28 protein-coding genes are annotated in these 26,563 nt (G+C 37.8%); 2 read left to right on the forward strand and 26 right to left on the reverse strand.

All coding sequences use genetic code 11. The features are described 5' to 3' along the window. Window positions 1-34 precede the first annotated feature (34 nt). The 12 genes from gpmI to EDC37_RS06305 all read right to left on the reverse strand — a co-directional run bounded on the left by gpmI (window position 35) and on the right by EDC37_RS06305 (window position 12,950). Window positions 35-1,558 (reverse strand): 2,3-bisphosphoglycerate-independent phosphoglycerate mutase, encoded by a 1,524-nt coding sequence (gpmI, locus tag EDC37_RS06250; RefSeq protein WP_132549073.1) that lies wholly within the window; start codon window positions 1,556-1,558, stop codon window positions 35-37. A gap of 29 nt (window positions 1,559-1,587) precedes the next feature. After that, window positions 1,588-2,340 carry a triose-phosphate isomerase gene (gene tpiA, locus EDC37_RS06255; protein ID WP_132549076.1) on the reverse strand — a complete coding sequence of 251 codons (753 nt, stop codon included), beginning with the start codon at window positions 2,338-2,340 and terminating at the stop codon, window positions 1,588-1,590. Between the two features lie 136 nt (window positions 2,341-2,476). Further along, window positions 2,477-3,661 (reverse strand): phosphoglycerate kinase, encoded by a 1,185-nt coding sequence (locus tag EDC37_RS06260; RefSeq protein WP_132549079.1) that lies wholly within the window; start codon window positions 3,659-3,661, stop codon window positions 2,477-2,479. A gap of 75 nt (window positions 3,662-3,736) precedes the next feature. After that, entirely contained in the window at window positions 3,737-4,750 is a 1,014-nt protein-coding gene (gene gap, locus EDC37_RS06265) for a type I glyceraldehyde-3-phosphate dehydrogenase (protein ID WP_132549082.1), read from the reverse strand. Window positions 4,751-5,223: 473 nt separating this feature from the next. Beyond that, the gene (gene scfB, locus EDC37_RS06270; protein ID WP_132549085.1) at window positions 5,224-6,582 is read right to left on the reverse strand and encodes a thioether cross-link-forming SCIFF peptide maturase; all 1,359 of its coding nucleotides are present in this window, start codon (window positions 6,580-6,582) and stop codon (window positions 5,224-5,226) included. A gap of 78 nt (window positions 6,583-6,660) precedes the next feature. Further along, the gene (scfA, locus tag EDC37_RS06275) at window positions 6,661-6,804 is read right to left on the reverse strand and encodes a six-cysteine ranthipeptide SCIFF (RefSeq protein ID WP_132549087.1); all 144 of its coding nucleotides are present in this window, start codon (window positions 6,802-6,804) and stop codon (window positions 6,661-6,663) included. A 91-nt stretch (window positions 6,805-6,895) separates the two neighbouring features. Next, entirely contained in the window at window positions 6,896-8,077 is a 1,182-nt protein-coding gene (locus EDC37_RS06280) for a copper amine oxidase (RefSeq protein WP_132549089.1), read from the reverse strand. A 16-nt stretch (window positions 8,078-8,093) separates the two neighbouring features. Then, complete coding sequence (locus tag EDC37_RS06285; protein WP_243642174.1) at window positions 8,094-8,777, reverse strand: polysaccharide deacetylase family protein; 684 nt, start codon at window positions 8,775-8,777, stop codon at window positions 8,094-8,096. A gap of 101 nt (window positions 8,778-8,878) precedes the next feature. Further along, complete coding sequence (gene whiA / locus EDC37_RS06290) at window positions 8,879-9,826, reverse strand: DNA-binding protein WhiA (RefSeq protein ID WP_132549093.1); 948 nt, start codon at window positions 9,824-9,826, stop codon at window positions 8,879-8,881. A 12-nt stretch (window positions 9,827-9,838) separates the two neighbouring features. After that, window positions 9,839-11,158: a gluconeogenesis factor YvcK family protein gene (locus tag EDC37_RS06295; protein ID WP_132549095.1), complete on the reverse strand. Its 1,320-nt coding sequence runs from the start codon at window positions 11,156-11,158 to the stop codon at window positions 9,839-9,841. Between the two features lie 24 nt (window positions 11,159-11,182). After that, window positions 11,183-12,082, reverse strand: coding sequence for an RNase adapter RapZ (rapZ, locus tag EDC37_RS06300; protein WP_196589907.1), 900 nt, complete (start codon window positions 12,080-12,082; stop codon window positions 11,183-11,185). 37 nt (window positions 12,083-12,119) lie between these two features. Next, the gene (locus EDC37_RS06305; protein WP_165874472.1) at window positions 12,120-12,950 is read right to left on the reverse strand and encodes a Cof-type HAD-IIB family hydrolase; all 831 of its coding nucleotides are present in this window, start codon (window positions 12,948-12,950) and stop codon (window positions 12,120-12,122) included. 514 nt (window positions 12,951-13,464) lie between these two features. Between EDC37_RS06305 and groES the strand changes: the two genes are divergently transcribed. Further along, the gene (gene groES, locus EDC37_RS06310) at window positions 13,465-13,746 is read left to right on the forward strand and encodes a co-chaperone GroES (RefSeq protein ID WP_132549104.1); all 282 of its coding nucleotides are present in this window, start codon (window positions 13,465-13,467) and stop codon (window positions 13,744-13,746) included. A 43-nt stretch (window positions 13,747-13,789) separates the two neighbouring features. Next, a complete protein-coding gene (groL, locus tag EDC37_RS06315) occupies window positions 13,790-15,424 on the forward strand; it encodes a chaperonin GroEL (protein ID WP_132549107.1) in 1,635 nt (544 codons plus the stop codon). Window positions 15,425-15,559: 135 nt separating this feature from the next. On the opposite strand, the gene pilO is transcribed toward groL, so the two are convergent. The 14 genes from pilO to EDC37_RS06385 form a co-directional block, all read right to left on the reverse strand. After that, window positions 15,560-16,090 carry a type 4a pilus biogenesis protein PilO gene (pilO, locus tag EDC37_RS06320; protein ID WP_132549110.1) on the reverse strand — a complete coding sequence of 177 codons (531 nt, stop codon included), beginning with the start codon at window positions 16,088-16,090 and terminating at the stop codon, window positions 15,560-15,562. 4 nt (window positions 16,091-16,094) lie between these two features. Next, window positions 16,095-17,252: a hypothetical protein gene (locus EDC37_RS06325; protein WP_132549113.1), complete on the reverse strand. Its 1,158-nt coding sequence runs from the start codon at window positions 17,250-17,252 to the stop codon at window positions 16,095-16,097. After that, the gene (locus tag EDC37_RS06330; RefSeq protein WP_132549116.1) at window positions 17,236-17,691 is read right to left on the reverse strand and encodes a hypothetical protein; all 456 of its coding nucleotides are present in this window, start codon (window positions 17,689-17,691) and stop codon (window positions 17,236-17,238) included. Before EDC37_RS06330 ends, EDC37_RS06325 begins: the two co-directional genes overlap by 17 nt. 10 nt (window positions 17,692-17,701) lie before the next feature. Continuing rightward, a complete protein-coding gene (locus EDC37_RS06335) occupies window positions 17,702-18,235 on the reverse strand; it encodes a hypothetical protein (protein WP_132549119.1) in 534 nt (177 codons plus the stop codon). Then, a complete protein-coding gene (locus EDC37_RS06340; protein ID WP_132549122.1) occupies window positions 18,228-18,602 on the reverse strand; it encodes a hypothetical protein in 375 nt (124 codons plus the stop codon). Before EDC37_RS06340 ends, EDC37_RS06335 begins: the two co-directional genes overlap by 8 nt. Then, window positions 18,602-19,042 carry a pilus assembly FimT family protein gene (locus tag EDC37_RS06345; protein WP_132549125.1) on the reverse strand — a complete coding sequence of 147 codons (441 nt, stop codon included), beginning with the start codon at window positions 19,040-19,042 and terminating at the stop codon, window positions 18,602-18,604. Before EDC37_RS06345 ends, EDC37_RS06340 begins: the two co-directional genes overlap by 1 nt. Window positions 19,043-19,114: 72 nt before the next feature. Then, the gene (locus EDC37_RS06350) at window positions 19,115-19,615 is read right to left on the reverse strand and encodes a prepilin peptidase (protein ID WP_132549128.1); all 501 of its coding nucleotides are present in this window, start codon (window positions 19,613-19,615) and stop codon (window positions 19,115-19,117) included. Continuing rightward, entirely contained in the window at window positions 19,612-20,010 is a 399-nt protein-coding gene (locus EDC37_RS12605) for a type IV pilin protein (RefSeq protein WP_132549131.1), read from the reverse strand. The genes EDC37_RS06350 and EDC37_RS12605 overlap by 4 nt, the downstream gene beginning before the upstream one ends. A gap of 14 nt (window positions 20,011-20,024) precedes the next feature. Further along, window positions 20,025-21,239: a type II secretion system F family protein gene (locus EDC37_RS06360; protein ID WP_132549134.1), complete on the reverse strand. Its 1,215-nt coding sequence runs from the start codon at window positions 21,237-21,239 to the stop codon at window positions 20,025-20,027. A gap of 23 nt (window positions 21,240-21,262) precedes the next feature. Then, a complete protein-coding gene (locus EDC37_RS06365) occupies window positions 21,263-22,273 on the reverse strand; it encodes a type IV pilus twitching motility protein PilT (RefSeq protein WP_132549137.1) in 1,011 nt (336 codons plus the stop codon). Further along, window positions 22,257-23,516 carry a GspE/PulE family protein gene (locus tag EDC37_RS06370; RefSeq protein ID WP_165874473.1) on the reverse strand — a complete coding sequence of 420 codons (1,260 nt, stop codon included), beginning with the start codon at window positions 23,514-23,516 and terminating at the stop codon, window positions 22,257-22,259. The genes EDC37_RS06365 and EDC37_RS06370 overlap by 17 nt, the downstream gene beginning before the upstream one ends. A 5-nt stretch (window positions 23,517-23,521) precedes the next feature. After that, window positions 23,522-24,421, reverse strand: a complete 900-nt coding sequence (locus EDC37_RS06375) for a shikimate dehydrogenase (RefSeq protein ID WP_231040090.1) — start codon at window positions 24,419-24,421, stop codon at window positions 23,522-23,524. A gap of 2 nt (window positions 24,422-24,423) precedes the next feature. Further along, complete coding sequence (locus tag EDC37_RS06380; RefSeq protein WP_132549143.1) at window positions 24,424-25,956, reverse strand: YifB family Mg chelatase-like AAA ATPase; 1,533 nt, start codon at window positions 25,954-25,956, stop codon at window positions 24,424-24,426. A gap of 25 nt (window positions 25,957-25,981) precedes the next feature. Next, window positions 25,982-26,560, reverse strand: a complete 579-nt coding sequence (locus EDC37_RS06385; protein ID WP_132549146.1) for a UbiX family flavin prenyltransferase — start codon at window positions 26,558-26,560, stop codon at window positions 25,982-25,984. Between the last annotated feature and the right edge of the window lie 3 nt (window positions 26,561-26,563).

Raw genomic sequence — 26,563 nt, forward strand, 5'->3', positions numbered from 1 at the left:
ATCCGCCTTATATGTCCAGCCTATCCGCCATCAATTAACTAATGAGTGGTTTCCCTGTCATTTCCGGCGGTATAGGAATACCAGCAAGCTTGAGCAATGTTGGTGCAATATCACATAAAGCACCATCATGAACTGCTTTTACTTTATCGTTAACGACAATAAAAGGAACTGGGTTTGTGGTATGTGCTGTAAAAGGTTCATTAGTTTTTGCATCAAGCATTTTTTCAGCATTACCATGATCTGCTGTAATGCAAACCGTACCGCCAACTGACTTGATAGCATCGACAAAACGTCCTACACACGTATCAACAGTTTCCACAGCTTTTACCGCAGCCGGTAAAATTCCTGTATGCCCAACCATATCACCGTTAGCATAATTTAAGATAATAAAATCATATTCTTGTGATTTTATTGCGGCCACTACTTTATCTGTAACTTCGATAGCACTCATTTCTGGCTGCATATCATATGTTGCCACTTTAGGAGATGGTACCAAAATCCGGTCTTCTCCCTGCAAAGGTTGTTCGACACCGCCATTAAAGAAAAACGTCACATGTGCATATTTTTCAGTTTCGGCAATACGCAGCTGCTTACATCCATTCTTACAAATAACTTCACCTAAAGTATTAGTAAGCTTTTCCGGTTTATAAGCTATTTGGGCATTCATCCCTTTTTCATACTGCGTCATCATTGCAAATACTAACTTGATAGCATCACCGCGGGTAAATCCACTAAAAGTTTTATCTGTAAACGCATGTGTGAGTTCTCTCGCCCGGTCAGGCCTAAAGTTGAAGAAAATTGCTCCATCACCATCTTGCATTCCCTTATATGCAACAATAACTGTTGGCACAACAAATTCATCTGTTTTACCGGCATCATAAGATGCCTTTATCGCTTCTGAAGCATTTGGGGCTTGGTTTCCTTGTGCCTTTGCAATAGCATTATAGGCTTTTTCAACTCTATCCCATCTTTTGTCACGATCCATTGCGTAGTAACGGCCTGCTACAGTAGCAATAGTTCCTATACCTATTTCTTTTATCTTATCTTCCAACTTAGCAATATAACCTGCTGCACTGGAAGGAGGTACGTCACGTCCGTCCAAAAATGCATGCACATATACTTTTTTGAGACCACTCTTTTTAGCAAGTTCAAGAAGTGCATATAGGTGCTGCTGGTGGCTATGTACTCCTCCATCTGATAAGAGCCCCATCAAATGCAATGCCCCACCAGATTTTTTGACTTGATTTATAACATCTAAAAACACAGGATTAGTAAAAAAAGTTTTTTCACGTATAGCTTTAGTAATACGGGTTAATTCTTGGTATACTATTCTTCCTGCGCCCATATTCATGTGCCCTACTTCTGAATTACCCATCTGCCCATCAGGAAGACCCACTGCTTCACCAGAACATGCCAGTTTAGCATGCGGGTAATTTTTAAAGAGTTTATCTATAACAGGCGTTTGGCCTTGGATCACGGCATTATTCGGATCATCGGCAGCACCGATTCCCCATCCGTCCATTATAATAAGAGCAACCGGATTTTTCAGTTTTGACATGTGTAAATAACCTCTTGCTTATTGATTTATTAATTAAAATTTACAATACGTGCGAAGTCAGGTGCCTTCAATGAAGCTCCACCGACTAAAGCACCGTCAACATTAGGTTTCTGCATAAGTCCATCAATTGTATTCGGTTTTACGCTTCCGCCGTATTGGATACGTACCTTATCAGCAGTTGCTTGGTCAAATTTTGCTGCAACAGTTTTACGGATAACGGCGCATACTTCTTCTGCCTGTTCAAAAGTAGCTGTTTTACCAGTACCAATAGCCCAGATAGGTTCATAAGCAATAACAACTTTAGCAACATCATTAGTTGTCATTTCGTTAAGTGCTGCTTCAATCTGGCCTTTAACAAAGCTATTTGTTGTACCTGCTTCACGTGTCTTTAATGTTTCACCACAACAGATAATAGGTGTAAGTCCTGCTGCCAAAGCTGCTTTCGAGCGTTTATTTACGCCTTCATCCGTTTCTCCAAAATATTCACGGCGTTCGGAATGTCCAATAATAACATATTCGACACCGATTTCTTTCAACATATCTGTAGAAATTTCACCAGTGAACGCACCATTTTTTGCCCAATGCACATTTTGTGCGCCTACATGGACATTAGTACCTTTAGCAGCTTCAGCTACAGCTGCCAAAGCAGTGTATGTAGGGCATACCACTATATCCACTTTGTTGTTTTCTTTTACAAGCGGAGCCAGATCTTTGATCAACTGTGTTCCTGCAGCAATAGTGTTATTCATTTTCCAGTTGCCAGCAATTATTGGTTTACGCATAATAAAGCCACCTTTTCAATTTAATAAGCCTCTTCAGGCTTTCCCCTAAGTCACAAGTTTATAAGGCACAACAAATCACCAAAACAGTCCAAATTGCTTTAGTAACTGTCATGCCTATTAATTTTAATATATTGTATCAAAGGTCTTCAATTGCTTCTATTCCCGGCATTGGTTTTCCTTCGAGGAATTCCAGAGTAGCACCGCCACCAGTAGAAATATGGGTAATCTTATCAGAAAGACCTGTTTTCTTCAAAGCAGCGATGGAATCTCCTCCACCGACAATACTTATTGCACCAGATTCAGCAACTGCCTTAGCAACGGCTTCCGTCCCCTTAGCGAATGCATCGAATTCAAATACACCCATAGGTCCGTTCCAAACAACAGTTTTTGCATTTTTTAATACCTGGGCATTTTCTTCGCAGCTTTTCGGTCCGCAATCCAGACCCATCCATTCCGGATCAATCTTATCTACAGGTACAATCTTTGTAGCAGCATCAGCAGCAAATTTATCGGCAATAACAACATCTACCGGCAATACTACTTTTACGCCATTTTTAGCAGCCTTAGCCAAAAGTTCTTTTGCCAAAGCAATTTTATCTTTTTCACAAATTGACTTACCAACATTATAGCCTTGGGATGCAAGGAAAGTATAAGCCATCCCGCCACCGATAATAATAGCGTCAACTTTTTCAAGCATGTTAGAAATAACACCAATTTTATCTGAAACTTTAGCTCCACCAATAATAGCCACGAATGGTTTTTTAGGTGCAGTAAGCGCCTGTCCTATAAATTTTATTTCCTTTTCAATAAGGAAACCGCTGACAACTTCGATATATTTGGCAATGCCCACATTTGATGCATGTGCTCTATGGGAAACACCAAATGCATCATCTACTGCGACATCAGCCAATGATGCGAGTTGCTTTGCAAATTCCGGATCATTTTTTGTTTCTTCATTGTGATAACGAAGATTTTCCAGTAAAAGCACTTCACCCGGTTTTAGCGCAGCAGCAGCTTTTTGGGCTGGTTCGCCAACACAGTCTTCAGCGTATTTGACTTCTTTTCCCAAAAGTTCAGAAAGTCTTTTTACTATCGGCTTAACAGATAATTCGGGAACTCTTTGGCCTTTCGGTCTGCCAACATGACATGCAAGAATGAGTGCTGCATTTTTTTCCAACAAATAATTTAATGTTGGCAGTGTAGCTCTTATTCTTTCATCGTTTGTAATATTTTGATTTTCATCCATAGGGACATTAAAATCCACACGGACAAATACTTTTTTACCATTTACATCAATATCTCTGATCGTCTTTTTCTTCATTGCAGTCCCCCGCTAATCATAAAATAAGTCCGGCCTATTAAGGCCGGACCTTATTAGGCATAAGGCCGAACAATATTACTTCAGTTCAGCAAAATATTTGATTGTGCGAACCATCTGGCTGGTAAAGCTGTTTTCATTATCATACCAAGAAACAACCTGCACATGAGTATTGCCATCATCCATCTGAGCAGCCATTGTCTGAGTTGAATCAAACAAAGAACCGTATCTCATACCAACAATATCGCTAGATACGATTGGATCTTCTGTATAACCGAAGGATTCTGTTTTTGCAGCTTTCATTGCTTTATTGATATCTTCAATAGATACTTTACCTTTTACAACTGCTACCAAAATAGTAGTTGAACCAGTAGGTGTAGGAACACGTTGTGCAGAACCAATCAACTTGCCATTCAATTCAGGAATAACAAGACCAATTGCTTTTGCAGCACCTGTGCTGTTAGGAACGATATTGATAGCAGCAGCACGTGAACGACGAAGATCACCTTTGCGCTGAGGACCATCCAAAATCATCTGATCGCCAGTGTAAGCATGAACAGTTGTCATGATACCGCTTTGAATAGGTGCTAATTTGTTTAATGCATCAGCCATAGGGGCTAAGCAGTTTGTGGTACAAGAAGCTGCGGAGATAACAGTATCACTTGCTTTTAAAGCCTTATGATTTACGTTGTAAACAATAGTAGGAAGATCAGTGCCAGCCGGAGCGGAAATAACAACTTTCTTAGCGCCTGCTTTGATATGTGCAGCAGCTTTGTCTTTTGAAGCAAAGAAACCTGTACATTCAAGTACTATATCAACATCAAGTTTTCCCCAAGGTAATTCTTCAGGATTAGGTTTTTTGTAAATAGTGATTTTCTTACCATTTACTGTAATGGAATCTTCGCCTGCTTCTACAGAATCAGCGTATTTATATCTGCCCTGTGTAGAATCATATTTCAGGAGATGTGCAAGCATTTTCGGACTTGTCAAATCATTAAGTGCAACAACATCATATCCTTCTGCGTCGAACATCTGTCTGAATGCGAGACGGCCAATACGACCGAAACCATTAATAGCAACTTTAACTGCCATTCTAAAAATACCCCCTAAAATTTTAAAAAAAGTTTTCTGAAAAAGCTTTCAGAATATGTTGACTGAATAATCCCACTGCTAAAAGGCAATCAGCAGCCTTACCCAGGCAATTTACAAAATATAAACTGCCGGAAAAGTCTAACAGTCTTTCCACTGTTTATGATACAATAGAATCCCATTATTTGTCAACGTTTTTGCTTGTAATATAAATCAGTTCGAACCAACCGAAAATTATGAATAAAACTTATTGTCTGGCTTAGTGTTTTTAACGGTATTTGCTATACCTTCTTTATTATCTGAATATTATCTTTAATTTATAAAGTTTATAAAAATAAAGTCTACAAATTTCGTCTGAAATTTGTAGACTTTATTCCGTAAGTCCTCTTCTTATTCTTTACTATGAAAACACTTATGAGAAAATTTTACAGAAGATTTTAATAAAGTCCCCTATAAAGTTGATTAAATCTCATTTCTCAAAATTTTTCCATCTTCATTAAAGCTTGTACTGCAATAGCACATTCCAATCTCTTTTTTTGCAATTCGCAACCGACTTCATACGGTTTATATATATCATCATTAAATAAATCCGCATTAGCATGGCAGCCACCGCTGCAAAAATATCTAGCCCAGCAATCACGACATTTAGGTTTATTAAGAACATGGCAGTTTCTAAAATACTGGGGCAGCTTTTCATTTTGCACCCCATCAAAAATATTGCCTAATAAATATTTTTCACGCCCGACAAATTGATGGCATGGATACAAATCGCCATTTGCGGCTACTGCATAATATTCATGTCCTGCGCCACAGCCACTGAGCCGTTTTGCCACACACGGTCCATTATTGAGATCCATATTAAAATGAAAAAAGAAAAAGCCTTTTCCTTCACGGCGGTACTGCAAATATACATCAACAAGTTTATCATATTCATCAAATATTTGTGGTAAATCACTTTCTAATATGGCATAATCTGCATCTTTAGCAATAACAGGTTCAATAGATAAAATATCAAAACCTTCATCAGCCATCGAAATTACATCTTTTGTAAAATCAAGATTATACTTTGTATAGGTACCACGCATATAGTAATTTTCATCATTTCTTGATTTGACTAATTTTTTAAAATTAGCCACTACTTTATCATAGGTAGCATGTCCACCAGCATCAGGCCGCATCCGGTCATGGACTTCTTTTCTTCCGTCCAGACTTATAACCACGCTTATATTATTATCATTTAAAAATTTAATATTTTTATCATTTAACAGCATCCCATTAGTAGTAAGGGTAAGCTTAAAAATTTTTCCTGTTTCTTTTTCCCGTTTACGAACATATGCTGTTATATGTTCTACCAACGGCATGTTCACAAGTGGTTCTCCCCCGAAAAAATCTATTTCACAATGCTTACGGCTGCCGCTGTGCTTGATTACATATTCTATAGCCGCTTCACCAACTGGCTTGCTCATGAGCTGCCTAGCTGCCCCAAAATCACCTGTATCAGCAAAACAATATTTGCAGCGCAAATTGCAGTCATGTGCTACTAAAAGACACATTGACTTCACAATTCCTTTTTCTGAAAATACCGGTGGCACATCGATATCTGGTGCAAATAACTGTTCTTTTTTAATTAGCTCGTGTAATTCAGACAAGGCTTCTTGCATTTCTTCGGGTTTATATATTCCTTTATACTTCTCTAGTACTGCCTCATCATTTTCACCATCAAATACATCCATCATATCTGCAACCATCTTATCAACAGCATGGACTGCTCCACTGTTTACATCAAGTATAAAATAAACATCTTTATAGTGAAACTTATGGATATTCTTATTCATTGACCGATAAATCCTCTCTTAATCCTCTCTAACATTAAAAAAAGGCTGCATACACAGCCTTTTTAGACTAAATAAACACTATTGCTTTTTTTCACAAACCTGATTACCAACAGTACAGGATGTTTTACAAGCAGACTGGCACGAAGCCTGGCATTCACCACAGCCGCCAGTTTTCAAAGTGCTTTGCAGATAGGGCTTATTGATTGTTTTAATATGTTTCACGAAAAAGCCTCCTTATTATATCAATAATCAATAACATAGTATATTGTATAATTTTTTTACAGTGCAAGCAACATATATACCAAAAATATATTTATCGTTCTGGTGACAATATAATCTTAACAGGGAGATTAGAAGCTCCTGGTGGTGAATATTTGAATAAAAGACTGTCCCTTGCTCCGTATACACCTAGATCCGCATAATAATCCTCTCGGAGATTTTCACCAAAGAAGGCTCTTTCTGAAGGAGTGGGCAGCACATTGAAATTTATTGCGTCATTTATCTGTACAGACATTGCCCCAGCATAAACTCCACCTAATGGTTGGAGATAATAATGTACTTTTCCCATTCCACTCATTGGTATATCCAAATAATATAAAATTCCATAGTTCCCATAGTTTTTGACAGAACTGCCATCTGTGGCATCAACGCCTGTCAAATACGCATCGTCTCGATCATCCGCAATAGTGAAATATACAGTGCCATCATTTTCCGGATTATATCTTTTTTCCCCTTGTAAAACGCGATCCATATTTTTAAAAGTACCACGTAGTCTGCTGTCATCCTTCAATAACACCGAAGCTGTCTTCATAAATGTATATGGATCCTCATTTAGCGGCAGCATCATCACTGTAATTTTTACCGGACTTTTCGTTTCAAAATCGTATATGCCGCATACCAACTCATCTTTTTTAACCAGGATGTTGTTTGTCCTGCCATCTAATATCCGTGCACTATCCTTGTCAATAAAAATATCTTGCGGGATTTGATAGCCAAAATAACGTAATTGGGAAGTCTTGCCAACATATAAATAATCTGCACTAGGGCCAGCCTCCGCTGAACGGGTAATATGGAAATTAACACTTTTTTCCTTATTTGTATTTGTCAGCATAACGACAACTTTTTTATCCTCTTCAGTCCCATTTACGTGATAATAATAGAGCCGCCCCTTTCCACTGATAGTGTCCTCATAAAGAATACCATCCTGATATACAGTTTCAGGACTATCAGAAAAAAGCAGCGTTCCCCCTTTATCAATACGTTTAACTGGCCAGTTTGTCATCTTATTTATCTGTGTTTTAAAACTTCCTGCCAAATGCTTCCTCCCTGCACCAATTGCCTGTGCATTCACTTTACTTTTATCATTCTTGACCTCTTCTGTTACTGTATTTTGCGGTTTTTCCCGATGACGTGCCTGCACAGTGCTGCAAAATAAAGTACTGCTAATTATAATTGCAGCAAAAATAAATAATAATACATGTTTTAAAAAATCCATTTTTCCTCGCAAGATTCTATATTATATTTTGCCTTATATTAAATTTTGTATAAAGTCTGCTTTTCAGCAATCTCAGCTTAAAGTCCAACAATCCTAATTTTGATCGGGGAATGTATGTTCTTTGCAAACGATAAGGATCAGTTGCAAAAGTATTTACCCCAGGGGTGCCTGTAACAGCAGTTAAATATCCATTTTTCCGCAGATCTTTTATTACTGTATCATTATACGAACCATTCGGATAAGAAAAGAAATATATTGTTTGCAAGCCATTCCATTCCATCAGCAATTTTGACAATCTGAGTTCATCATCTATCTTCTGAGGTGGCAGTGACGCCAAAGGCAAATGGTTTGCAGTGTGACCGCCAAGTTCTATATTCGCGGTTTGCATCTCTTTCAGCTGTTCCCATGTCAGGTAACCTTCTAACCCCACCCGGTTACTTATAATAAACACTGTCCCCTTCATACCATATCCCGCTAAAATAGGCATAACTTCTGTATAATTATCTTCATATCCATCATCAAAGGTCAAAATCACCGATTTCTCCGGCAATTTTTCACCATATTTTTTAGCCCGTACAAAATCCATAAAGGAAATTGTTTTATATCCCTGTTCCCGCAAATATTCCATCTGTTCTTTAAATTCTTTTGTTGTTATTGTATATTCATCATCATCCTGGTCATTTATCCGATGATATTCCAAGATGAAAACACCCTTTTCCTCTGTTTGGGAAAAATATATAATGAATGCTCCACCTAAAAACAAAAAAAATATACCTACAATTATAAAACTACGCATATTTCTCATTTATTCTCACATCTTCTCAATTGGAGTGCCATAGCTTCTAATTTCCGCAAACGATGATTGACGCCTGACTTGCCTATGCCAAGGATCTGCGCCAGTTCACTTAATGAAACATCCGGATTATTGATCCTTGCCCATGCTGTCTTTTTTAAAGCATCAGGTAAATTTTTTGCCTTTGCATCCTTCAACAGCTTCTTCATGTTTTGTACCTGGCGCAGTGAAGCCTCCACTGTTTTCTGCAAATTTGCAGTCTCACAATTAACCAGCCTATTCACCTGGTTGCGCACTTCTTTTAAGTTACGTGTGCTCTCAAATTCTTCTAATACCTGTTCTGCCCCAATCATGCGCAGAAAACTTATAATTGCTTCACTTTCCTTAAGATATAAAACATAATAATCCTTCCGTGTAGTTTTACCGACAGGAAACTTAAACTGGTTTAGAAGCGTTAAAAGTTGCCGCGAAAATTCATAATTGCTGGTAGATAACTCCAAATGATAACCTCTGTCCGGCTTGTTTACTGATCCTCCACCCAAAAAAGCGCCTCGCAGGTAAGATTCCTTACAGCAGTATTTACTCAATAAACTGCTGTCTTTTCCCATATTAAATCCATCGGCATTAATAATCCCCATATTTTTAAGTAATTCATCGACTAAGCTAGATGGCATCACCCTAATAATGTAATAATTATTCTTTTGCAAACGCCGCGACCGTTTCACAACAAGCTCTGTATTAATTTCACCAATGCACAGCCCTTTTAAAAAAGCAAGTGCACGCCGAGCTACTGCTGCATTTTCCGTCGAAAAATTAATTCCTAAATGGTGTTTCGCACTCAAAACAAAGGTGCCATCCATCCGTAAAAGGGCAGCTAATTCCGCATAAAGACAACAAAGGTTTGTCTCATTAAAATGAGACAATTCATTTTTCACTTCCATGGAAAAAGAAGGCATGGTCGCACCCCCTTAACGAGATCTCTTTTTACGCCTTTTGGTATCTGTTTTTAATCCATATACCATCTGCATTATATTATGTGCAAGCTTTTCCGAATCATGATGAATGACGTTCGTTTCGTTTATAATATCCGCTTTTACAAAACCCACGCCCAGCGCATGTATTTCATCTTCATCTATTACAACCGGATATTGTCCTTTTTTCGCATAAAAATCCTGTAGGGGTGGTGAAATCGGTTTATTATTGGCAAGGACATAATCGACACTGCCAATACCGGCATGTTCCAAAATAGCTTTCACATGCATAGACACAGTATACCCGTCTGTCTCTCCCGGCTGCGTCATTACGTTGCATATGTATATTTTGACAGCTTTACTTCTTTTTATTGTTTCGGCTACTCCATTTACAAGCAAATTGGGCATAATACTGGTGTATAAACTGCCTGGCCCCAAAATTATAGCTTCAGCATCTTTTATCGCATTTATTGCAGAAGGTACGGGTTCAACCACCCTTGGAAAAATATGGACGCGTTTAATTTTTTTATGCACAAGCGGTATCTGTGATTCCCCTTGCACAACAGTGCCATCCTGCATAGTAGCATCAAGCCTTATCTTAGCTGTACTTGCCGGAAAAACCCGCCCTTTAACAGCCAAAACTTTACTCGATTCCATCAAAGCTTTTTCCACATCGCCCGTTACCTGAGTCATCGCTGCTATAAATAAATTACCAAAGCTGTGTCCGGCAAGCTCACTTTTTCCGGCAAAACGATACTGGAACAACTTTTCCATAAGCGGTTCTGTATCTGCTAAAGCGACAAGACAATTTCTAAGGTCTCCCGGTGGTATTATCCCAAACTCGCTGCGCAATCTACCAGAAGAGCCACCATCATCGGCAACGGTAACTACCGCTGTTACGTTATTAGTAACTTCTTTTAAGCCGCGCAACAAGACAGAAAGGCCTGTGCCGCCGCCAATAACGGTTATCGCTGGCCCTCTGTCCAATTTTCTTTTTTCATAAATAAGATCAACCAATTTTTCAGAACTGTCTGGCAGCAGCACCGTAATAATAGACCTTATAGTCATCCGCATAGCTATAAGCATTATCATAAGGCCAATAAAGGAAACAAAAAAACCGACAATATTGGTCACCATGTAATTATACGTTCCTGTAGCAGTATAAACTATGCGGAAGATAAATTCCTCCACTCCATCGATGTACTTATAATTAAAAACAATGGTCAGGCCGATACTCGTTAAAAGCACGCCCGCTGCAAATAAAAGCAGCCATCGTTTGAAGCGCATACCAGGATAAAGCCATTTCAAAAGATGCATAAATGCATTGCCTCCATAATAGTGCTATTGCAAATGCTCATAAACGTCATTTTTCATCAAATCACGATGTTCCAAATTTGCCAAATAGCCTCTGTTTTTTAGTAAGTCAAACAAATGCCGGGCAATGAATACCGACCTGTGCATCCCGCCAGTACAGCCAATAGCAATTACCAGCTGACTTTTTCCTTCTTTTATATACTGTGGTATTAAAAAGTTCACTAAATCATCAAGTTTTTCCATAAACTGCTGCGTAACAGGCCACTTAGCTATATATTCAGCTACCTCTGGCACAGCTCCGCTTTTATGGCGCATTTTTTCTATATAAAACGGATTTGGTAAAAATCTGACATCTATGACCATATCAGCATCAAGCGGCATTCCAAATTTAAATCCAAACGAAAGTATGTTTATACTCATTTGTTCAACATAAGCATCACCGAACAATCTGACAATCTTTTGCTTGAGTTCCGTTTTGCGCAGCGTTGACGTATCAATAATATAGGTGGCCTCGTTGCGAACACCAGCCAACCGTTCCCGTTCCATATTGATTCCTTCACTGATACGTGAATTTGGTGCCATAGGATGACGCCGCCGTGTTTCTTTATAGCGTCTTATAATCGCTTCATCTGAAGCTTCCATAAACAAAAGTTCAAACGGTTTATTTTCTTCATACATTTGTTTTAAAACATGGACAAAGGTATCAAAAAACTCACGGCTTCTCGTATCTACCACCAGGACAACCCTGTTCACATGCCCAGCTGAATGCACACATAGTTCAGCAAATTTGGGAATAAATACCGGCGGAAGATTATCAACACAGAAATATCCCAAGTCTTCTAAATTGCGGCAAGCCTGTGTTTTACCACTGCCAGACATTCCTGTAACAATAATGAGCCGAAAATCATCTTTCTTCTGCAACCTCATCACTTCCCTTCAACATTTAGACCCTAGCTTGCACAAATTATTTATTCAATACATATTTATATATGGCTTCAGCCACACCATCATCGTCATTTGTGCCAACTACATAATCACATGCTGCTTTAATATTAGCCGCAGCATTTCCCATTGCTACACTTTTCCCTGCAGCTTCAAGCATTGGTAGATCATTATCGGCATCGCCTATAGCCATTACTTCTTCAATGCTAAAACCGAACCGCCCGGCAAGTATATGCAAAGCATTGGCTTTACTTACTTCAGGATTAACTATTTCGATCAATCCTTTTTTTGACTTTACCAACATTACTTTGCCCGCAAATTTTTGTGTCAGTTCATAAAGCATTTCATTTTCTTCTTGAATTTTTTCTGTTCCATCTTTTTTCCCGTAATCTTCAGTAACTAGGAGCATTTTTGCCACATTTTCATTTTTCTGGCCTAATCCCTGCCAACCGACAGTTTCGCCTTTAATTCCTGTACTCTTTTCATAAGCCGCAGATCTTTCCAGATAAACAGGAAAATATAAAGCATCATTGCTGTTCACTTGCAAATACCATTGCTTTTGCGCACAATAAGCAACAATTTCCTTTACAACTGACTGCTTAATATACTTTTCGTTATATACCCTGCCTGATGTAGCCTTTATCAGTGCTCCATTATAAGTTATCAGTGGTACATCTATATCTATCTGCCGCGCATACTGCACCGCAGACGAATACATTCTACCCGTAGCTAAAGTCACCATGATTCCTGCATTTACAGCGTCACGCATAGCCTGAATGTTTTTGGAAGAAATTTTATCGTCACTGGTCAACAAGGTTCCGTCCAAATCAGTAGCAAATAATTTTATTTTCATCGTCATCCGCCTCTCAACAGTAAATAGCCTTATATAAAATATAGGGCGTGCAACAAACACACCCTTAACAAAATAAATATCACGACGATCAAATTTATAACACGCATCAATGCAGGACATTAAAAATTTTTCTTTAACATGACATAAAAAGAATGCCAACAACTACCATTCTCTATTTTCTGCTAAGCAAAGACACCTCTCGCCCATCGCTAATCTATATACTTCCTTAGAAATTATAACAAACCGCTTTTTAAAAATCAAACCTATATAAATTAGAAATCAGATAACTACAGCTGTTGGCCTTGCAGCTCGCAAATAATCAATGGGCAAGTATTTTTCTAGCATTTAGCAGGTTTCCATGCCCTGTCGATAAGAAATTTTTACATATTTTTTTTAAAAACACTTGATTTTTTCCCAAAATTTATTTATTATAAGAACTGTAGTTAGCACTCAGCTAAAGTGAGTGCTAACAAAAATATAAATGTAATTAAGTTTTTATAAGGAGGAACATACAATGATTAAGCCACTAGGCGACAGAGTTGTAATCAAAGTTTCTGAAGGAGATATGAAAACCGCTAGCGGTATCGTACTGCCGGACACAGCCAAGGAAAAACCGCAAAAAGGTGAAGTCGTAGCTGTCGGCAGCGGTAAAGTTCTCGACAACGGACAAAAAGTTGCTCCAGAAGTAAAAGTAGGAGATAAAATTATTTTCTCAAAATATGCTGGTACAGACATCAAAGTTGACGGTACAGACTATTTAATTGTTCGTGAAAGCGATATATTGGCAATAGCCTAATTCAACTTGTTTATAAATTAAGAATTCAGGAGGTTTTTTTATAATGGCTAAACAGATTTTATTTGGTGAAGAAGCTCGCCGCTCTCTCGGCAAAGGCGTTGATTCCTTAGCAAATGCTGTCAAAGTAACACTTGGACCTAAAGGAAAAAATGTTGTTCTCGATAAAAAATTTGGCGCACCTACAATCACTAACGATGGTGTTTCTATCGCTCGTGAAATAGAACTTGAAGACCCGTTTGAAAACATGGGCGCTCAACTCGTTAAAGAAGTTGCTACCAAAACTAATGATGTAGCAGGTGATGGTACTACTACTGCAACTTTACTCGCTCAGGCTATGATTCGTGAAGGCATGCGTAACGTAGCTGCCGGTGCAAACCCTATGGTCATTAAAAAAGGTATTGAAGAAGCAGTAAAAACTTTAGTAGCAGAAATAAAAGCAAAAGCTCATAAAGTTGAAGGCAAAGCTGCTATTGCTCAGGTTGCTACTATTTCTTCCAGCGACAAAGAAATGGGTGATTTAATCGCCGATGCCATGGAAAAAGTTGGTAAAGACGGTGTCATTACCGTTGAAGAATCAAAAGGCATGGCAACAAATCTTTCTGTTGTTGAAGGTATGCAATTTGACCGCGGTTACATATCCCCATACATGGTTACTGATACCGACAAAATGGAAGCAGTAATGGATGATCCGTATATCCTTATTACCGACCGCAAGATTTCAGCTATCGGTGATATTCTTCCTATTCTCGAAAAAGTTGTAAAACAAGGTAAAGAAATTGTTATCATCGCGGAAGACCTTGATGGTGAAGCTTTGGCTACTATCGTTGTCAACAAATTGCGTGGTACCTTCAAAGCCTTAGCAGTAAAGGCTCCTGGTTTTGGTGATCGCCGTAAAGCAATGCTTGAAGATATTGCTATTTTGACAGGCGGCAATGTCATAACTGAAGAACTCGGCAGAAAACTTGATAGTGTAGAACTTGAAGACCTCGGCCGTGCCCGTCAGGTTCGTTCTTCAAAAGAAGAAACAACAATCGTAGACGGCGCTGGTGATAAAAAAGCTATTGATGCCCGTTGCGAACAAATCAAGAAACAAATCGCAGAAACAACTTCTGATTTTGATAAAGAAAAATTACAAGAACGCCTTGCTAAATTATCTGGTGGCGTAGCTGTACTGGAAATTGGTGCTGCAACTGAAGTAGAACTGAAAGATAAGAAACTCCGCATCGAAGATGCTTTAAATGCTACCCGTGCTGCAGTTGAAGAAGGTATTGTTGCAGGCGGTGGTACAACTTTCATCGACATTTTACCTGCTCTTGATAAAATCAAAGCTGTTGGCGATGAAAAGACAGGCGTAGATATAGTAAAACGCGCTATTGAAGAACCGGTACGTCAGATTGCTGACAATGCTGGACTTGAAGGTTCTGTAGTAGTTGAAAAAGTAAAGAAAGCTGGTACAGGCAAAGGCTTCAATGCGCTTACTGGTGAATATCTTGATATGGTAAATGCGGGTATAGTAGATCCAGCAAAAGTTACACGTTCAGCATTGCAAAATGCTGCTAGCATTGCAGCTATGGTTCTTACTACCGAAACATTAGTAGCAGACAAACCTGAAAAAGATGCTCCTGCACCTGGTGGAATGCCTGGTGGTATGGGCGGCGGAATGCCTGGTATGATGTAAGAGGCAAGTACCCTTATATATAAATAAAGTTTACGTAAAAAAAGAACGGCTGTATGTTTTATAACATACGGCCGTTCTTTTTTGCTGCCAAAAATAATTTTAATGCTATGTACAAAACAATTATCGGTATTATATCTATTCATGCAGAGAAAAAATTTTTATCGCCATATCAGCCTTTAATAAATTATTTTGGGAAATTATGTTTATTTTATCGACTATATTATATCTTTGAGCTTCATTTAATTGAGTCAAAAAAGCCAATAATTGAAAATAATTGCCTTCTATTTTTATCTTTATAATTATTTCTTCGTATGTACTACTTTTAGTCAATGGAAAAATTGGCTCAATAGAACTGATCTCTGTACCACTATGCTTTGCAGCTTCCTGTAAAAAGGAAATAAAAACCGTTTCATCATTCTGCTCGGGTAGTTTATTTTCCCAATATAAATTGTCCATTGCCATTTTATTTATAAAACTCTCATCTTTTTCCCGTTGAACAGCAAAAGTTTTCAGCATTCTCAGCTTCTGCTCGTCATCCCTTATAACATTTTTTATATTCTGCATTTCAGCATTATAAGGAATATAATACAAGATATAAACAGCTGTAACACATATGCCGAGAATCAATAAAATCCCTGTTAAATAATATTTATCTTTTTTTACCATAGTTTCACCTGTTGCTAGGTATTTTTAAATTAAATTTTATATATTCTGCATCTTTTTCATTTTCTCCAGACAATAAATAAATACTGGGGAAATAATATTTTTTTAAAGCTTCTGTATACTCTTCCAATGTTTCGTAGCTTAAACTTGTCCCTGTAATGATGATATCATTGTTTTCATCTGTTTTAACAGCATCGAGCCATACTGAATCAATATATACAGATCCTAAATTACTTAAGACAGCATGTGCAGACATTCTTTTTGGATTTAATGCCAATAATACATCTTTTCTATGCTGTATATCAGCTTGCTGTTCTTCAACTAAATTTTTTTCATCAATTACAGCCTGCATATTATTAATTGCCACTTTTTGCTGTGCTAACTCTTCCCTCGCCTCCAGTACTGTAAAATGGGAAAAAAGAATAAAAATAATACAAGGAAGCATAATTAGTCCCATACCTAATGGCATTATATGTCGCCAATTCAAGATTGGTGGTTTTTCGTTTTCTGGTAGCAAATTAAGCTGACCATTTCTGAGTAAAATATTTTGCACTAACGCCACTACGTAAGGAGGAACATCCTGTCCTTCTATTGATACTCTACATATTATTTTTTGCTCATGCCAAGAAAACCAAAACATATCATCACCTGCTTGTCCATATTGGCTATCTTGCTGCGGAAAAATTCCCGCGGGACAAAGCTGCGCTGCTATACTGGTCTGACAAAGTTTTTTGATAAAATCTTTTTCGACTGTATATATTTCAACATGGTTTGCTTCCGGAAAGATCTCGTAATCATAGGAATAGTAACAGGTCTTGCTTATCGCACTGTTGCCACGTACTTCCCAATAAACAGCCTTTTCCAGTTCTTTAACAGCTATTGCCGGGAAATTACAAGGAAAAGTGTCAAACCACTCAGCAGACAAGCCTATATATACAGGTAAATCTTTACAACCAATTTTTAAAACTGCATTTCTCAATATATCGTATGAATCAGCTGCTAAAAACTCTTCTAGTGAATAATGCTCAATATTTTTTATATGCCATAAATCGCCAGTAAGGTTCAACTTGGCCATATATACATTATTGCCCAACACCGCCAAGGATACTACGTCTGTATAGTTATTGTAAAAAATTTTCTTAAAATCATTAAAGTTTTTGTTCATGATAATCCCACCACAGTATAGAAAATTTATGTTCATTTTCCTTGATATACACCGTAACCCGTTTCGAAGCATTGGCAAACTTTCCTACCGCAGTGAGAGTAAAGCAAGAATCCCTATAATTAAAAAAATGCAGATAAACATTTGCTTTTACCTGTTGCCCATTTTCTTGCCTGCTTTCAGTCAAAAGTTCCTTCTCGTAAGTTATAAAACCACTGCTAGCTTTCTGCCTAATATCATCATAAAGTGATACATCTGCACACAGTAAATCAAATGTTTTTGCCAGCGCACTTTCGGCAATATATTGAGCATTAACCCCGTTAGTAGACAATAATTCTGTTTTTTGCTCATTGGTAGATAAAAGGAAAAAAGTTGTCGCAATAAATATCATTGGTATTACATAGCACAATCCCACTAAAGTAGAAAATCCCTTATTATTCATTCCTCACCTCTCAATTTAAAGGACGGCTGCCCAGCCTGACAACAGCTGTTTCTAAATAAAAATATTGGGAAGAAAACTGATGAGTTCCTTTCAGTTCAAGTATATAGACACGATTATCCTGATCCTGTGATAAGGGGCGGCAGAAAAACCGCACATAAGTATAACAAAAGTCATTATCGCCTGTTAACGGCTGCCCTTTTTTTATTATACGTGGGAAAAAAGCCAGATCATCCTGTCTGTATTTGATAAATTCTGGTGTCGCATTACCACCACTTACAGCATGTGTAGTGATGGCCAGCGCATCATGCCCATCTTCTTGGTAAACTGTAACAGAATCAGCATATTTTATGTCCTGTACCATACATTCAATCGCAAATCTCATTTGGGAGCGAAGTTCCATCTGATAAAGATTTTGTAAATACATATGCAGCATTGACAAAAAAACAATAGAAATACTTATTAAGATGACTACATAAAGATTTAAAGACAATAAAGTTTCAAGCAGCAAACTGCCCGCTGTGTTTTTATTTATCTGCCTACTCATTTACGTACACCGTCTTAGTCAAGGTATAATCGGCTTCTCTATTGTTTATTAACCAATTTATTTTTGCCGTAATAATTTTTAATTTACCATTGACCGCTAAAGACATTTGCATATGGAAAAGTATATTATTTTTACTTATGTCAGTCTCTTTTACAATACCAGTGTAGTAAGCACCTTCTGCTGACAGTAATTGGCCTTCAAACATTGCCACTTCTTTTTGTATAAGGTAAACAGCAGTTAAGCGGGCATCCTCTGCCACCTGATTTTTAGCGTAGATGTTGAATACGCTGAAAAGTGTTGCTGCCGCCAGTAACAATAGACTCAGTGCCAATACCTGGGCAAGCATAAAAAAACCTTTATTATTCATTATTCTGCCATCCTTATCCGTCCATATGAATGAATAACAACTTTGGCCTTATATGTTTTTCCTGTAATATTTATTGTGGCAGCGTTAGCTGTAGATTTATCACCACGGTTAAACGAAAACACGTCACCATTATTGGAAGTCAAAACAATATCATCTGGCATATTTGCAATAACAGGCGGTTTCGCAGGATCTAAATAGACTTCGTAAGAAGATCTATTGATAACTATATATGGCGTAGGCTCTCTCCATGCTTGGTGAGGCAATGAAAAATTGGCCTGTTGAATAAGGCGTAAATTACTTATAAGGTACTGTGCCTGAAAATCAACTCTCATTTTTTCCGTTAACAACATTTTTGGCACAGCCACAAGGAAAAATATAGCCGCTATAGCAAGAGAAAGAATCAACTCTATACTCATAAATCCCTTTTGCGCTTTTTTCATGACATGCTCCAATCGAAAATGTTCTTTACTCCAACTGATTTATTTTTTTAACGCATAATGACATGTAAAAAACTAATTAGAAAATATAAAAACCAGCAAAGTACCCAAAGCAATAAAAGGACCGAAAGGAATGGCAGAATTAAATGCACATTTATCTTTAAGCAACAAATAAATTCCTACAAAAGAAGCTGCCAATACTGCCAAAAAAATTGCCTCAGCTATAAACGGATAGGGGAGCCATAAGCATAAAGCATAACTTAGTTTAATATCACCACCGCCTATAGAATCTGTAAAAAAATAAATTGGTAAAAATACTATGCTTATGAATAACACTGCAAAAAAAATATCGTAAAATAGGAAAAACTCATTTTTCAAATAATGATGTATTAATCCCCCCAATGTAATAAAAATCAGCATTTTATCGGGAATTATATATGTTTTATAATCAATATAAGAAATTTTGAGCAAGAAAAATAACAAAAATATTACACCAGCAAATTTTGCTGATATTCCAGCATAAAAATAATATATTGGCAAAGTACCTATTTCTATCAATAACGGTATTTGCTTCATTTCTGGGACGCTCCGAACTCTTTTAAAGCATGTCCTTGGCAAAGTGCTGCTGCATTGACACTGTCCAACTCATAAGCTGTCGCTGTTATTGCTAACTTTTCACCCGTACGTAGGTAGCTCTCACCTTGAGGCGGTTTAAGATTTTCTATATTATCTATGTATTCTGCAAGATCTGTCTTAATATTTTGCGGCTTTTTTCCATGTGCTGCTACATGCATGGCTATTGCTGTATTTAAGGTTTGGAGATCAGCCTGTATTTTCGTCGTATTAGCCAAAGCGACAGAATTACTAAACTTAGGGATAGCCAAGGTTGCTAAGATTCCCAAGATGACTATGACTATCATCATTTCTAAAAGAGTGAAACCACGTTGGTCCTTCAATAAATTCCTTTGCATAAATTCAATCCTTTCTATGACGGCACATAAGATACTGCTTCAAACATTGGCATTGCAACAGCAGCCACAAAAATACCAATAAATATTGAAATAATTACAATCATGCATGGTTCAACAAAAGCAATGCTGCGTTTATAAAGTAAGTCAACGTCATTTTGATAAAATACGGCAGTCAATTCCATCATAGGTGCCAAATTACCGCTCTTTTCTCCTGTCATAAGCATTTGCATAAACAATGGCGGAAAAAACGATTCACCCGACAATGATGCTGACAATGCACAGCCTTTTTTTATATCAGCCCGTGTGCGCTGCAAGATTTTTCTGATCAATATATTCGGCGCATTATCAACTACGATGACAATACTTTTGTCTATAGTAAGTCCAGCTGAAAGCATCACCGCCAATTCATTACAAAATTGCAATAATAGCAGTTCAGACAATAAACGTCCAAACAATGGTATTTTCAAAAAAAATTTATATGCTGCAACTTGATATTTCTCTTGCTGCCAGAATAATCTAAAAATTATTATTAAAAATACGAAACTGCCACCTGTTAAAATACTATATTCTTTTAAAATATTTCCCACAAAAAGGACTACTCTTGTCAAAAAGGGCAATTCTATCTGCAAGTTTTTTAATAAATCGGCAAATATAGGCAATACTACCATAAACATAATACAGGCTGTACTAAGAAAAATAAGAATTAATATAAGCGGATATATAGCTGCTGTTTTTAATTTTTCTTTTGCAGTATAGTCGCGTTCAAGGTACTCTGCCGCTTTCTTCAAAACATCTTCAAGCCTGCCACTTGCTTCACCTACCGTAACAAGTGCTAGAAAACTTTGTGGGAAAAAATTCCTATACATAATCAGGCTATCCGAAAAATTTTTACCAGTCTGAATCTGTAGCGAAATTTCATATAAGATATTTTTAAATTTTTTATTTTTCATCTGCGTATTTATTACATCAAGGGATTCTTTTAAAGTTATACCAGACTGCAGCATAATACTGAGTTGTCTACAAAATATCGCAATATCATTTTGTTTTATTTTATAAAGAAAATATCTTTGGAAATACTGTTGAAAATACTTTTTTTCCCTTTTTAATTCGAGTAAAAAATACTTTTGCGAGCGCAGTATTTCAGCTGCTTCATCAGAAGATTCGGCAAATATATTCCCTTTAAATGTTTTTCCTGAATAATCTTTGGCACAGTAAAAATACTTTTTCACAATAGGCACTCCGTTGTCATAAATCAGTCGATAAGTTTTTTCTGCCGCAATTGACTCAAGGCAGTTTCCATCGTCTGCATTCCTTCATTTTTCCCTGTCTGCATAACCGACACCACCTGCTGTGGACGGCCTGCTGCAATTAGTGAACGAACAGCATCTGTCGCTGTTAATATTTCCATGGCACAAATTCTACCACCTGTTTTTTTCTGCAATAACTGCTGACTTATTATTGCTTGCAATACCATAGAAAGTTCGACGCGGATAAATGCAGCTTCTTCTTTAAAAAGGCTCTCTATGCGGATGAGGGATTCTGCCGCACTGGCAGTATGCAGTGTGGAAAGCACTAAATGTCCTGTCTGGGCAGCCGAAAGGGCAGCACGCATAGTCTGCTGGTCACGTATTTCTCCCAGAAAAATGATATCAGGATCTTGTCGTAATGCACTTTTCATTGCTTCCGCGAAAGAAAAGAAATCACTGCCATATTCTCTTTGGTGTATAAGACTTTTGGTTGATGAAAATATATATTCAATCGGATCTTCTAATGTTATTATGTGGCAGGGGCTATGCTCCGCCCGATAAGCGAGCATTGCTGAAAGAGTCGTAGATTTACCCGACCCTGCCGGCCCCGTGAGTAAAATCAATCCGCTATGCTTTAAAACAAGTTTTTTTATAATTTCAGGATAGATACCATCATCTATTGACGGTATCTCTTTGTTGATAAACCGTATTGCAAAAGCATATTGATTTGACTGCCTGTATATGCTTATCCGCAACCGCCTGCCACAAGCAGTATACGCAGTATCAATGGCATTTTTCCGCAAATATTCCCTCCTTTCCTTTTCCGGTAAAAAAACATGGACAAGCTGTTGTATTTCCACGTCACTGAATAATGCAGCTGGTAGAACTTTCAAAATGCCATCAACACGGTAGAAACATTCCCTGCCTGCTGTTATATGCAGGTCAGAACATGATTTCCCCACTGCCAATATAAGGTCATTAAATTTATCATCAATACTGCTATCCATCGTCATCATTAATTACCCTCATAATTTCACTTATTGTTGTTTTTCCCTCTAAAACTTTTTCAATAGCATCATTTAACAAAGGCTTCATTTCATTTTTCATGGCAATTTCTTTCAATATACTGCTGTCTTCCCGCCTACAAATAGATTTTCGCATTGCTGAGCGAACAATAAAAATCTCCTGAACAGCCATCCTTCCCAGATATCCGCTATTTTCACAAAAATCACACCCTTGTCCATAAAAAGAATATTTTAAGGAATATTTCTTCATAAATGCATCCTCCAAAGAATTTTCAACTGGTTTATAAACAGTTTTACAATGGGGACAAATACAACGCAGTAATCTTTGCGACAGACATCCAGCAAGTGCTTCAGAAAGTAAATATGGCTCTACTCGCATATCAAGCATTCGTAAAATAGCATTAACAGCACTGCCCGTATGTAATGTGGACAATACTAAATGACCTGTCAAAGCAGCGCGCACAGCAATGGCTGCCGTTTGCTCGTCGCGTATCTCACCGATTAAAATAATGTCAGGATCCTGTCGTAAAGTGGCTCGCAAAGCTTCCTCAAAAGTCAGACCAATTCCTTCATTAATCTGTATCTGTGTGATATTGTCAAGTTTATACTCAACAGGATCTTCAATCGTCACAATATTTTTTTCTGGTGCATTCAGTTCATTTAAGGCGGCATACAATGTTGCTGTTTTCCCAGAATTAACCGGGCCTGTATTTAAAATCAAGCCACTTGAGCGATGGAATAATTTACAAAACATATTTTCATTTGCCGGACTCAGCGCTAACTCATTAATCGTAAAACATCGTCCTAGGATATTTAGGAGTCGCATCACCAATTTTTCTCCGTGTATGGAGGGAATGGTTGAAATTCTTATATCAATTATCCTATCTGAATATTTATAAGACATGCTGCCATCTTGTGGCTTGCGTTTTTCTACAGTATTCATATTGCTGATTATCTTTATACGGGAAATAAGCAGTGGATGCAGTTCTCGCTGGAAAACGGCATAATTCTTTAAAATACCATCTACACGCATACGTATGCACATATTTTTTTCTCTTGGTTCAAAATGAATATCACTTGCTTTTTGCAAAATTGCGTTATTTATGATTTTATCGACTAATTCGACTATTGGTGCTCCAGTTATATTCAGATCTGTTGAATTCAAATTATTATTATTTCGCTTAAATGAGCGCAGAGTTTTTTCTGCGAGCTCATTCAAGGAATTATTTTCCATAGTTGTCATATCTTTTTTATCAAAGCCTCATGTAACGCAATACGCATGAGATCAATATCAACATCCTTGCAGCCAATCCATTTCTTTAAAGCGGCCGCCCCTTGTCCTGCCAGCATATATTCACCGTTTAAAACAACATGTCCGTATTTTTCAGCTTCAATAAGAAATTTCGTTTTCTCCGGTGTATAAATTACATCATAAACAATTGCTTTTGAAGAAAGTATAGACATATCTACCGGAGGCATCTTATCTACATTGGGATACATCCCTAATGGCGTTGTATTCACCAATAAATCTGCCTTTTGCAAAATTTCATTAACAGAAACATCTGCCCAATCGCATGCCTTAATATTACCCATTTTCTTAAAATCATCAACTAATTTTTGTGCCTTAACTACATTCCGCGCTGCAATACAAAGTGAACCAACGCCAACCTTAAGTAATCCATAAACAACAGCTCGTGCAGCGCCGCCTGCCCCTAAAATAAGGCCGTTTATATTTTTAAGTGAGAATTTTTTGGCCTGAAAAGCGCTTAGAAAGCCTTCATAATCTGTATTGTAGCCATAAAGTCTGTCATTTTTTATGAGCACTGTATTTACCGCCCCAATAAGACTAGCGGCACCGTCTATTTCATCAAGATATTTTATAATATTTATTTTATGGGGAATTGTAACATTGAAGCCACTAAAATTTAATGCTTTTAACCCCTTTACCGCACTTTCTAATTCATTTTCTTTTACAGGCATGGCAATATACGCATAATCCAACTCCATGCTTTGCAATACAGTATTTTGGATAACTGGAGAAAGTGAATGATGGATAGGATAACCTATAACCCCTAGATTTTTTGTTTTTCCTGTATAGATAATGGACAAGTTGCCACCTTCTTTCGATAATTTAGCCAATATTATAGTTCCCTAAGTTCTGTATTATTTTTAAACTGCAATGCTTCTGCAATATGTCGGTCTGTGACTGTAGACGAACTCTCCAGATCAGCAATAGTTCTGCTGACCTTAATAAGCCTATCATACGAACGGGCACTAAGCTTAAGTTGGTCAAATATCGTCCTAAGCATATCCTGTGCGCCTTTTGTCAAAAAACAAAGCTCCTTTATAAGTGCATGATTCATCTGTGCATTACAGTAAAGGGAATATGGTGCTAATCGCGCAGTCTGAATTTTTCTAGCCTTCTCCACACGTTCCCTAATGCATGCTGAACTTTCCGTCTTTTCAGTAGTTATCATTTCCTTATAGGCAAGGCGTGGTACTTGAATATGAATGTCAATTCTATCCAAAAGCGGCCCTGATATTTTCTTCGTATAGCGTTTGATCTCGGTCGGTGTACAAGAACAAGGCCTGTCCTTATCGCCGAGAAATCCACATGGACACGGATTCATGCTGGCTATAAGAATAAAATTAGAAGGAAAGGTATATGCGCCATTTATGCGGACAATTGAAATCTGCCTGTCCTCAAGCGGCTGTCTCAATACTTCAAGTGTTGTCTTATTAAACTCCGGCAATTCATCAAGGAACAATACACCATTATGGCTAAGTGTAACTTCACCAGGTTTGGGAATACGGCCGCCACCAATCATCCCGGCGTTTGATATCGTATGGTGCGGACTGCGAAAAGGACGGTGCCGAATAAGTCCCGCTCCGTTTTTCAAAAGACCAGCTATACTGTAAATCTTGGTTATCTCCAATGCTTCCTGCCTAGTCATGGATGGTAATATAGAAGGCATTCTTCTAGCAAGCATAGTCTTCCCCGTACCAGGCGCACCACACATAAGAACATTATGGCCACCAGCCGCAGCGATTTCCAATGCCCGTTTAGCAATAAATTGCCCTTGTACATCAGAAAAATCATCTAATACAGGTCTTTCATTTTCTTCTGTACTGCTTGCTGCTTTTACGGCAGGAAAAAGTTGCTTTTTCCCATTGAAAAAATCTATTATATCGATCAATTTTACTATAGGATAAACCTGCAAGCCATCAACCAAGAGTGCTTCCTGCTCATTGCCAACAGGCAGGAACAATTCTTGCAGTCCTTGTTCACGGCACTGAATAGCAATAGGTAAAATACCGCTAATACTACGAAGATTTCCCTCTAAAGAAAGTTCACCAGCAAACATCGCTCTTTCACAACGTGCCTGTGGTAGTAATCCATACGCTGCTAAAACAGCTGCCGCGATAGGTAAATCTAATCCGCAACCATCTTTTTTCAAATTTGCAGGAGCTAGGTTAATCGTTATTTTCTTAGGGGGTAATTTTATACCGGAATTTTTAATAGCCGTACGTACACGTTCTTTTGATTCTTTTATCGCCACATCAGGCAAACCGACTATATCAAAAGCAGGTAGTCCATTTGCTACATCAGTTTCTACCTCAATGAGAATCCCATCTATCCCTGCAGTTGTCGCACCAAAAATTTTGGCAAACAATATAACCGCTCCTTGCTGTTATAATTTATTCAGCATGACCAGACCAACGTTTAAATAATTTATGTTCAATATGAAGTTGGTCGCATACTTTTCCCACCATTATTTTTACCAAATCATCAATACTTTGAGGATTATGGTAAAAACCCGGACATGCCGGTAATATTCTTACCCCTATCCGGGATAATTTCAACATATTTTCCAAATGAATTGGGCTGAACGGTGTTTCACGAGGCACCATAACCAAGGTGCGCCCTTCCTTTATAGTAACATCAGCGGCACGGGTCAAAAGATTATCAGCGATACCGCTGGCGACAGCTCCCACTGTCCTCATCGAACACGGAATTACCACCATTGCTTCATACAAAAAGGATCCACTAGCAATAGCGGCTCCTATATCATCCACATTATAGAGTGTATGTGCATATTGCAAAAGCTCCTTGGGTACTATTCTACATTCATGTTGTAAAACGGTTTCGGCAGAATGAGTAACTACCAAATGCGCTTCGATACCAGTGTCTTGTAATACCTGCAAAAATTTCAACGCGTAGACAGACCCACTTGCCCCTGTTATACCGACAACGATACGTCTTTTTCTATTTTCCATATA

This window comes from Pectinatus cerevisiiphilus, from assembly GCF_004341685.1.
In the GTDB taxonomy this organism is placed as follows: Bacteria; Bacillota; Negativicutes; order Selenomonadales; family Selenomonadaceae; genus Pectinatus; species Pectinatus cerevisiiphilus.

Excerpts from the sequence above, each read along its gene's own strand:
- gpmI (WP_132549073.1), bottom strand. The coding sequence starts at position 1,558 with ATGTCAAAACTGAAAAATCCGGTTGCTCTTATTATAATGGACGGATGG.
- tpiA (WP_132549076.1), bottom strand. The coding sequence starts at position 2,340 with ATGCGTAAACCAATAATTGCTGGCAACTGGAAAATGAATAACACTATT.
- EDC37_RS06260 (WP_132549079.1), bottom strand. The coding sequence starts at position 3,661 with ATGAAGAAAAAGACGATCAGAGATATTGATGTAAATGGTAAAAAAGTA.
- gap (WP_132549082.1), bottom strand. The coding sequence starts at position 4,750 with ATGGCAGTTAAAGTTGCTATTAATGGTTTCGGTCGTATTGGCCGTCTC.
- scfB (WP_132549085.1), bottom strand. The coding sequence starts at position 6,582 with ATGAATAAGAATATCCATAAGTTTCACTATAAAGATGTTTATTTTATA.
- EDC37_RS06280 (WP_132549089.1), bottom strand. The coding sequence starts at position 8,077 with ATGGATTTTTTAAAACATGTATTATTATTTATTTTTGCTGCAATTATA.
- whiA (WP_132549093.1), bottom strand. The coding sequence starts at position 9,826 with ATGCCTTCTTTTTCCATGGAAGTGAAAAATGAATTGTCTCATTTTAAT.
- EDC37_RS06295 (WP_132549095.1), bottom strand. The coding sequence starts at position 11,158 with ATGCATCTTTTGAAATGGCTTTATCCTGGTATGCGCTTCAAACGATGG.
- rapZ (WP_196589907.1), bottom strand. The coding sequence starts at position 12,082 with ATGAGGTTGCAGAAGAAAGATGATTTTCGGCTCATTATTGTTACAGGA.
- EDC37_RS06305 (WP_165874472.1), bottom strand. The coding sequence starts at position 12,950 with ATGAAAATAAAATTATTTGCTACTGATTTGGACGGAACCTTGTTGACC.
- groES (WP_132549104.1), top strand. The coding sequence starts at position 13,465 with ATGATTAAGCCACTAGGCGACAGAGTTGTAATCAAAGTTTCTGAAGGA.
- groL (WP_132549107.1), top strand. The coding sequence starts at position 13,790 with ATGGCTAAACAGATTTTATTTGGTGAAGAAGCTCGCCGCTCTCTCGGC.
- pilO (WP_132549110.1), bottom strand. The coding sequence starts at position 16,090 with ATGGTAAAAAAAGATAAATATTATTTAACAGGGATTTTATTGATTCTC.
- EDC37_RS06325 (WP_132549113.1), bottom strand. The coding sequence starts at position 17,252 with ATGAACAAAAACTTTAATGATTTTAAGAAAATTTTTTACAATAACTAT.
- EDC37_RS06330 (WP_132549116.1), bottom strand. The coding sequence starts at position 17,691 with ATGAATAATAAGGGATTTTCTACTTTAGTGGGATTGTGCTATGTAATA.
- EDC37_RS06335 (WP_132549119.1), bottom strand. The coding sequence starts at position 18,235 with ATGAGTAGGCAGATAAATAAAAACACAGCGGGCAGTTTGCTGCTTGAA.
- EDC37_RS06340 (WP_132549122.1), bottom strand. The coding sequence starts at position 18,602 with ATGAATAATAAAGGTTTTTTTATGCTTGCCCAGGTATTGGCACTGAGT.
- EDC37_RS06345 (WP_132549125.1), bottom strand. The coding sequence starts at position 19,042 with ATGAAAAAAGCGCAAAAGGGATTTATGAGTATAGAGTTGATTCTTTCT.
- EDC37_RS06350 (WP_132549128.1), bottom strand. The coding sequence starts at position 19,615 with ATGAAGCAAATACCGTTATTGATAGAAATAGGTACTTTGCCAATATAT.
- EDC37_RS12605 (WP_132549131.1), bottom strand. The coding sequence starts at position 20,010 with ATGCAAAGGAATTTATTGAAGGACCAACGTGGTTTCACTCTTTTAGAA.
- EDC37_RS06365 (WP_132549137.1), bottom strand. The coding sequence starts at position 22,273 with ATGATGACGATGGATAGCAGTATTGATGATAAATTTAATGACCTTATA.
- EDC37_RS06370 (WP_165874473.1), bottom strand. The coding sequence starts at position 23,516 with ATGGAAAATAATTCCTTGAATGAGCTCGCAGAAAAAACTCTGCGCTCA.
- EDC37_RS06385 (WP_132549146.1), bottom strand. The coding sequence starts at position 26,560 with ATGGAAAATAGAAAAAGACGTATCGTTGTCGGTATAACAGGGGCAAGT.